This window comes from Ruegeria sp. AF1 (genome assembly GCF_056542125.1).
Genome location: NZ_JBQFZG010000013.1, coordinates 94,432 through 102,370, shown reverse-complemented (window position 1 = coordinate 102,370; position 7,939 = coordinate 94,432). Strand labels below are relative to the sequence as shown.

7 protein-coding genes are annotated in these 7,939 nt (G+C 60.3%); 5 read left to right on the top strand and 2 right to left on the bottom strand.

Going from position 1 to position 7,939, the window contains the following annotated elements; all coding sequences use genetic code 11:
• Nucleotides 1-128 precede the first annotated feature (128 nt).
• Complete coding sequence (locus ACR0BK_RS16095; protein WP_480555396.1) at nucleotides 129-1,106, top strand: HpcH/HpaI aldolase/citrate lyase family protein; 978 nt, start codon at nucleotides 129-131, stop codon at nucleotides 1,104-1,106.
• A gap of 236 nt (nucleotides 1,107-1,342) precedes the next feature.
• On the opposite strand, the gene ACR0BK_RS16090 is transcribed toward ACR0BK_RS16095, so the two are convergent.
• A complete protein-coding gene (locus ACR0BK_RS16090; RefSeq protein WP_480555395.1) occupies nucleotides 1,343-2,290 on the bottom strand; it encodes a GlxA family transcriptional regulator in 948 nt (315 codons plus the stop codon).
• A gap of 80 nt (nucleotides 2,291-2,370) precedes the next feature.
• Between ACR0BK_RS16090 and ACR0BK_RS16085 the strand changes: the two genes are divergently transcribed.
• The 4 genes from ACR0BK_RS16085 to ACR0BK_RS16070 all read left to right on the top strand — a co-directional run bounded on the left by ACR0BK_RS16085 (nucleotide 2,371) and on the right by ACR0BK_RS16070 (nucleotide 6,878).
• Nucleotides 2,371-3,531 carry an acyl-CoA dehydrogenase family protein gene (locus tag ACR0BK_RS16085; RefSeq protein ID WP_209507018.1) on the top strand — a complete coding sequence of 387 codons (1,161 nt, stop codon included), beginning with the start codon at nucleotides 2,371-2,373 and terminating at the stop codon, nucleotides 3,529-3,531.
• A gap of 2 nt (nucleotides 3,532-3,533) precedes the next feature.
• A complete protein-coding gene (locus ACR0BK_RS16080) occupies nucleotides 3,534-5,549 on the top strand; it encodes an acetate--CoA ligase family protein (protein WP_480555393.1) in 2,016 nt (671 codons plus the stop codon).
• Between the two features lie 3 nt (nucleotides 5,550-5,552).
• Entirely contained in the window at nucleotides 5,553-6,332 is a 780-nt protein-coding gene (locus ACR0BK_RS16075; protein WP_480555392.1) for a carnitinyl-CoA dehydratase, read from the top strand.
• Between the two features lie 75 nt (nucleotides 6,333-6,407).
• Nucleotides 6,408-6,878, top strand: a complete 471-nt coding sequence (locus ACR0BK_RS16070) for a hypothetical protein (protein ID WP_480555391.1) — start codon at nucleotides 6,408-6,410, stop codon at nucleotides 6,876-6,878.
• Here the strand turns inward: ACR0BK_RS16070 and ACR0BK_RS16065 are convergent.
• A complete protein-coding gene (locus ACR0BK_RS16065; protein ID WP_480555390.1) occupies nucleotides 6,869-7,939 on the bottom strand; it encodes a polyprenyl synthetase family protein in 1,071 nt (356 codons plus the stop codon). The two genes, ACR0BK_RS16070 and ACR0BK_RS16065, sit on opposite strands and share 10 nt — an antisense overlap.

The window sequence follows — 7,939 nt, the reverse complement described above, 5'->3', positions numbered from 1 at the left end:
GTCGACGGCCTGGCAGCCAACGGCGAAGACGGCAACTCCGAAGTCGAAGCCCGCGTCCGCGCCCAGGTCGCAGATCTCTGCAACCGCTTCCCCATCTACCCGAACCTGTAAGCCGAAAGGTCCCAACCATGAGCTTTCACCCAATTGAACAAGCCCCCGCCCGCCTGAACCGCAGCGAGCTTGCCGTGCCCGGCAGCCAGCCCGGAATGTTTGAGAAGGCCGCGAAATCGGACGTGGATGTCATCTTTCTCGATCTGGAAGACGCCGTCGCGCCCGATGAAAAGGAACAGGCGCGCAGGAACATCATTCAGGCGCTGAACGATATCGACTGGGGCAACAAGACCATGTCGGTGCGGATCAATGGTCTGGATACCCATTACATGTACCGGGATGTAGTGGATGTCGTCGAACAGGCGGGCCAGCGTCTGGACCTGATCATGATCCCAAAAGTCGGGACAGCTGCAGATGTATATGCGGTCGACATGCTGGTGACCCAGATCGAAGACGCCAAGGGATACAAGAAACGGATCGGGTTCGAACACATCATCGAAACCGCGCTTGGTATGCAGAATGTCAGCGCGATCGCGGCCGCATCAAAGCGCAATGAAAGCCTTCATTTTGGTGTCGCGGATTATGCCGCCTCGACTCGCGCGCGGACCACAATCATCGGGGGTGTAAACCCGGACTATTCGGTTCTGACCGACCCGGATGCCGACGGAGGCCGCCTGAACCACTGGGGCGACATGTGGCACTACGCCCTTGCCCGCATGGTGGTTGCGGCGCGCGCCAACGGGCTGCGTCCGATTGATGGGCCTTTTGGCGATTTTCAGGATCCCGACGGTTACAAGGCCGCCGCAAAACGTGCCGCCGTTTTGGGGTGCGAGGGGAAATGGGCCATCCACCCCAGCCAGATCGCACTTGCCAATGAGGTGATGTCGCCCTCGGATGCCGAAGTTACCAAGGCACGGCGTATCCTTGTCGCCATGGCCGAGGCCGAGGCGGATGGGAAAGGTGCCGTGTCTCTGGATGGCCGTCTGATCGACTATGCCTCGATCCGTCAGGCCGAAGTGCTGGTTGAAAAGGCAGGCCAGATCGCTGCGGCCTGATCGCCCCGCACCAAACCTGACTTGCGTGGGCGCACTGTCCACGCATATTCTCCAGCGCTTTGACGGGCGGACTACTGCGCTAACATAAATCGGCTGTCCGCGTTTCGCGAAAATTGCCTCCCTAAAACGCTTGTCACATTTTGACCAGCAAACGGATGCTGCCCTAAATCGCTACGACAAAAGCAAGGGATGTTTCCGAGTTCGACACCTTAAACCGGCACCCCGCCAATCCCGGTTCACTGCCCCGACAGGTTTCCGTTCCGAAATGCGGTCGGCGTCTGACCGAACTCAGCCTTGAACGCACGGGTCATGGCACTGGCGTTTTCGTATCCACAGCGCCCCGCGATCTCGGCGATGGATTGTTCCGTATCCTCGGCCAGATTGCGCGCGCGGTTCAGGCGCAGACGCCGGTACAGCGCTTGCGGAGTTGTTTTCAGTTCCGTCTGAACACGCGTTTCGAGCCTTTTCTGTGAACATCCGATTTTCCGGGCCACACTCCGGACCGAAAGCGGTGCTTCAAGATGCGCCTGCATGACAGTCAGAGCGCGATTGACCAGCGTGTCCTCGGATTTCAGAGGCAGGTCATAATGGCCACGCCCGTTCCGGCTCATGAACAGGTGCTCGACCTCCATCGCCAGCAGCGGGCCGTGATCCCGGCGGATCAAGGTCAGGGCCAGATCGAAGGCTGCCATGGCCCCGGAACAGGTCAGCCGATTACCATCAATGACAAACCTTTCCCGCACGGCCTCCACCGCCGGAAACCTTTCCTCGAACCGCGAAAACTCGTCCCAATGAATGGTCGCCCTGTGGTCATCCAGCAATCCCGCGCTGGCCAGCAGCCAGCTTCCCGTGTCCAGCCCGGCCAGGTGCTTGTGTTGCTTGGCCGCAGCCAGCACGGCACGTATGGTCGGCCGCATATCCAGCTTCAGGTATCCATATGACGGCATGACAACAAGAAAATCCCCCTGTTGATCGCCGATGGCCCCGTTCGGGGTGACGACAAGGCCGCTGGAGCTTTGAACAGGGTTGCCGTCAAGCGAACAGAAGCGCCATGCATATAATGCCTGCCGTGACAGGGTGTTCGCCGCCCGCAACGGTTCGACCATGTTCGCAAGGCAATGGTTCGAGAACCCGTCGAACAGAAGGACATTGTATTGCTGCGATAATATTTTCGAACTCGGCATGAAAATGATCTATCTCTGCATGCCGCGACCATGAGCGATGGCGTTTGGTTGGTCAACCACCGATCCAGGGAACACGCGCCATGCAGTTTGGTCTGACAGAAGAACAGGACATGATCGTCTCGACGGTCCGCAGCTTTGTAGAAAAAGAAATCTACCCGCATGAAGACGCGGTCGAACGCAGCGGAACGGTCCCGCCGGAGCTTGGCAACGAGATCAAGCAGAAATGTATCGATCTGGGGTTCTATGCCTGCAACTTCCCCGAAGAAGTGGGCGGCGCGGGCCTGTCGCATCTGGATTTCACACTGGTCGAGCGTGAACTGGGCCGTGGGTCGATGGCGCTGACGCATTTCTTTGGCCGCCCGCAAAACATCCTCATGGCCTGCAACGACGAACAGCGCGAACGCTATCTGCTGCCCGCAGTGCGCGGGGAAAAGATGGACGCGCTGGCGATGACCGAACCGGATGCCGGATCGGACGTGCGCGGCATGAAATGTCAGGCGGTGCGCGACGGTGGCGACTGGGTCGTCAACGGATCAAAACACTTCATCTCGGGCGCGGAACACGCGGATTTCTTCATTGTCTTCGTTGCCACCGGCGTGGATGAGACCCCTAAAGGCCCCAAAAAACGCATCACCACCTTCCTGGTGGATCGCGGCACACCGGGCTTTGAAGTGCGCGACGGCTACAGATCCGTCAGCCACAGGGGCTATAAAAACTGTATCCTGTATTTCGACAATTGCCGCCTGTCCGATGCGCAGGTTCTGGGCGAGGTCGATGGCGGCTTTGCCGTGATGAACGAATGGCTCTACGCGACCCGGCTGACGGTTGCGGCCTTCTCGGTCGGGCGCGCGCGGCGCTGCTTTGATTATGCGCTGAACTACGCCGCCGAGCGCAAGCAATTCGGCCAGCCCATCGGCAAGTTTCAGGGTGTGGGCTTTCAGATTGCCGACATGATCACCGAGATTGACGCCGCCGACTGGCTGACCCTTGCCGCCGCTTGGCGCCTGGACCAGAACCTGCCCGCAAACCGCGAGATCGCCTCGGCCAAGCTCTATGCCTCCGAGGCATTGGCGCGGGTCACCGACACGACGCTGCAAATCTTCGGCGGCATGGGCCTGATGGATGATTTCCCGATCGAACGGTTTTGGCGCGACGCCCGGGTCGAACGGATCTGGGACGGCACCAGCGAGATTCAGCGCCACATCATCAGCCGCGATCTTCTGCGTCCGCTGGGCGCCTGACCATGACCAAAGACCTGACCCGGCTGCTGCGCCCGAAATCCATCGCTGTCATTGGCGGCGGTGCATGGTGCCAACAGGTTATTCTGCAATCCGAACGCATGGGATATGCCGGTCAGATCTGGCCGGTCCATCCCAAGGCTTCTGACATTGCGGGCCACAAGGTTTATGGCCATATCGAAGACCTGCCCGACGCACCTGACGCGGTTTTCATCGGCATCAACCGCCACGCCACGGTTGAAGCGGTTCAAGTCCTGTCCAGCATGGGTGCGGGTGGCGCTGTCTGCTTCGCCTCGGGCTTTTCCGAAGCCGTGGCCGAGGACGACACCGGCGGGGATTTGCAGGATCAACTGATCAACGCGGCCGGCGACATGCCCATTCTGGGCCCGAACTGCTATGGCTTCATCAACGCGCTGGACGGGGCATTGTTGTGGCCGGATCAGCACGGGGTTGTGCCCGTCGACAAGGGCGTGGCGATCCTGACGCAAAGCTCGAACATCTCGATCAACCTGACCATGCAGAAACGCGGGCTGCCGATTGCCTATATGGTGACCTGCGGAAATATGGCTCAAACCAGTCAGGCGCAGATCGCCTCGGCCCTGATCGATGACCCGCGCGTGACCGCAGTGGGCCTGCATATCGAAGGCTTCAAGAACATCCGCGAGTGGGAGGCGCTGGCCGCCAAAGCCCATGCAAAAGGCGTCCCGCTGGTTGCCCTCAAGGTCGGCGCATCGGAACAGGCGCAGGCAGCAACCGTTTCCCATACCGCGTCACTGGCGGGCAGCGATGCCGGGGCGCAGGCGCTGCTTGACCGGCTTGGCATTCCACGCCTTTCGGCGCTGCCTGACTTCCTTGAAACACTCAAACTGTTGCACTGCTACGGGCCGCTGCCGGGGGGCAACATCGCCTCAATCAGCTGTTCGGGGGGCGAGGCGAGCCTGATTGCCGATATGGCCGTTGGCACTGGGCTGCAATTTCCACGGCTGAGCGGTGAAAAGCTGACCCGCCTGCGCGGCGCGCTCGGGCCCATGGTCGCGCTGAACAACCCGCTGGATTATCACACCTATATCTGGCGTGACGAACTGGCGATGACGCGGGCTTGGTCGGGCATGACGGGCGACGATATCGACATGACATTCTCGATCGTCGACTACCCGACCACCGACTCCACCGATTGGGCCTGCGCAACGCAGGCAGCGTTGAACGTACGGGCAGAAACCGGCGCCCGGTTCGCGATTGTCGCCACCTTGCCGGAGCTTTTACCGGAAGACATCGCACAACAGCTGATGGCCGGGGGTGTTGTACCCTTGATGGGCCTGCGCGAGGCGCTGTCTGCGACCCGCGCCGCAGGGCAGGTCAAGGCCCCATCCGCAACGCCCGTTTTGCAGCCGGGTATGATGGAACCAACCCAAATCCTGACCGAAGGCGCCTCGAAGGCGGCGCTGGCGGAATGCGGCCTACGCATCCCGCAAAACCGGACGGTGCGGGGCGCGGAAGCTGCCCGTGCCGCAGCGGACAAGATGGAAGGCCCCTTTGCCGTCAAGGGTGTCGGGCTTGCGCATAAATCCGAACACAGCGCCGTTCGGCTGGGCATACGGGCTCAGGACGTCGCGGCTGTCGCGGCTGATATAGGCACCGAAGACATCCTGATCGAAGAGATGGTCACCGGAACCGTTGCCGAGCTTCTGATTGGCGTGGTGCGTGACCCTGCGCATGGGTTTGTTCTGACCCTTGGGGCAGGGGGCGTGCTGACCGAACTGCTGCGCGACACGGTATCCTTGCTGGTGCCCAGCCCGCCCGGAGACATCCGCTCCGCCCTCGGTCAATTGAAGATCGCCCCGCTGCTGGCGGGCTATCGCGGTCAACCGGCGGCTGATATGGATGCGATTGTTGCCGCGGTCGAGGCTGTTCAGACCTATGTCATGCAAAATGCCGACACGCTTAGCGAGGTCGAGATTAACCCGCTCCTGTGCACGCCGGACAAGGCTGTTGCCGTGGACGCCCTGATAAGAAAGGCCTGAGATATGGACCCGATCAAAACCCGCCGCGATGGTTCAATCCTCGAGGTTACGCTGGACCGCCCCAAGGCAAACGCGATTGATCTGATCACCAGCCGCAGAATGGGCGATGTCTTTGCCGAGTTCCGCGACGACCCGGACCTGCGCGTGGCCATCCTGACCGGCGCGGGCGAAAAATTCTTTTGCCCCGGCTGGGATCTGAAAGCTGCCGCCGATGGCGACGCGGTGGACGGAGATTACGGCGTCGGTGGGTTCGGAGGCCTGCAAGAGCTGCGCGACCTGAACAAGCCCGTTATTGCCGCCGTCAACGGTATCGCCTGCGGTGGCGGGCTAGAGCTGGCCTTGTCCGCAGACATGATTCTTGCCGCTGATCACGCCACTTTTGCCTTGCCGGAAATCCGCTCGGGCACTGTTGCGGATGCCGCCAGCGTCAAGTTGCCCAAGCGCATCCCCTATCACATCGCGATGGAGCTGCTGCTGACAGGCCGCTGGTTTGATGCCGAAGAAGCCAACCGCTGGGGTCTGGTGAATGAGATTATTGCCGCTGATCAGCTGATGGACCGCGCGTGGGAACTCGCCCGCCTGCTGGCGTCAGGGCCGCCGCTGGTCTATGCGGCCATCAAGGAAATCGTGCGCGATGCTGAAGACGCCAAGTTTCAGGACGCCATGAACCGCATCACCAAACGGCAATTGCGCAGCGTGGATGTCCTCTATTCCAGTGAGGACCAGCTTGAAGGCGCGCGTGCATTTGCTGAAAAACGTCATCCGGTCTGGAAAGGCAAATAGAAACACGGTGTGTTTGTCGCGCGGATCCGGTAAATTTCCCATTTACTGATCCGCGTCACAGGTGCACAGTTGGGTATGCCTTATTTCGAACGAAAACCATACGTTAGCACGCCGCTTCCGGTCAGCCCGATCGCTCCGCAGCCGGACGCGCAACCGATCTCGGATATCGCACGCCGCGTGCTTGGGGCTGAACGGGGCACGAAACAGCCGCTTGAGGGGCCATTTGCGTGCCGCAAAACTTGCCACCCCGGCGGCACCGCGACCATTTTGCTGTCCTTTGACGCACTAAACGGTGGCGGGCCTGTCGCATTACAGTTCGAACCGGGTGACCTGATCAACCGGAACGGCGACACTCTTCCAGCAAACCGGGTTAATGTTGTTCCCCGGCAAATCCAGCTAAACCCCGGCGAGTCAACGGATGTTGCCGTCATTGTAACCGTGCCGGACCTTGCCGATCCCGGCGAATATCACGGCCGGATTGCCTGCACGGGTACAGTGCAAACTTCGATCCTCGTGATGTATGAGGTGGCGAACGCTCAAACCTGACGGGTTACGAGGTAGTCCATGAAATGGCCCAGAAACGCGCGGGGTACTTCTTCGGTGGCCGCAAAAACCTGCGCAAACTCCTGACGGGCCGAGGCCAGCAAGTCATTGGCCGCGTCCTGTGCATATCTGATGCAGCCATAGTGATCCATGCGATCCAGAACCCAGCCCACATCCTGCGTCGAGCGGCTGTCGCGCGGGTTTGACAGCATATCCGACAGGCGTGCTTTTTCGGGCTCGTCCGCCTGCAAGCTAAGCCGCCCTAGCATCAGCGTGCGTTTGCCTTCGTAGATGTCCCCGCCGATCTCTTTGCCATATTTGTCCTGCGAGCCCACGAGGTTCAGAACATCATCCTGTATCTGAAACGCGGCGCCCAAAAAAAACCCAAACGCGTTGAAATCGTCTAGGTTCAACGCCCCGGACGCGACATCATGTGGCCGGGCAATCAGCGCCCCGATGCGCATGGGGTGAATGAAGCTGTACCAACAGGTCTTTTTCAGACACATCGTCAGATAATCCGATGCATCCACGTTCAGCCGGTTGTCCCGTATCCAGCCAAGCTCCAGTGCCTGACCTTCAATGGACTGCTGCAACAGATGATCGAACTCGTCCACCACGCGCATGCCGGTTTCAGGGCCAAGCGGCCCAAGGTTCTGGCGCAACAGGCGCAGGGCCAGCGATTGCATCCCGTCACCGGTATTGATGGCCAAAGGGACCCCAAGACGCTTGTGCATACACGCGCGCCCGCGCCTGAAATCGCTTTGATCCTCGATATCGTCATGGATCAGAAACGCGTTGTGCAGCAGTTCAAGAACAGCGGCTGATACTCGTGCGGTTTCGCTGTCACCGCCGAAAGCCTCGCAGGTGGCCAGCAACAGTGCGGGCCGCAACCCCTTGCCCGAGGTTTCAATGTAATCTCGCATCGGCCCGTACAAATAGGCCTGCGGCTCGCCCGTCGGCAACAGCTGCAAAAGCGTCTCACGGGCCCGATCCCCGTAAGAGGTCAGCGTTTTCAGAAAATCCTGCTGTGCCGCAGGATCCAAATGTGCTGTGCCAGTGGCCAC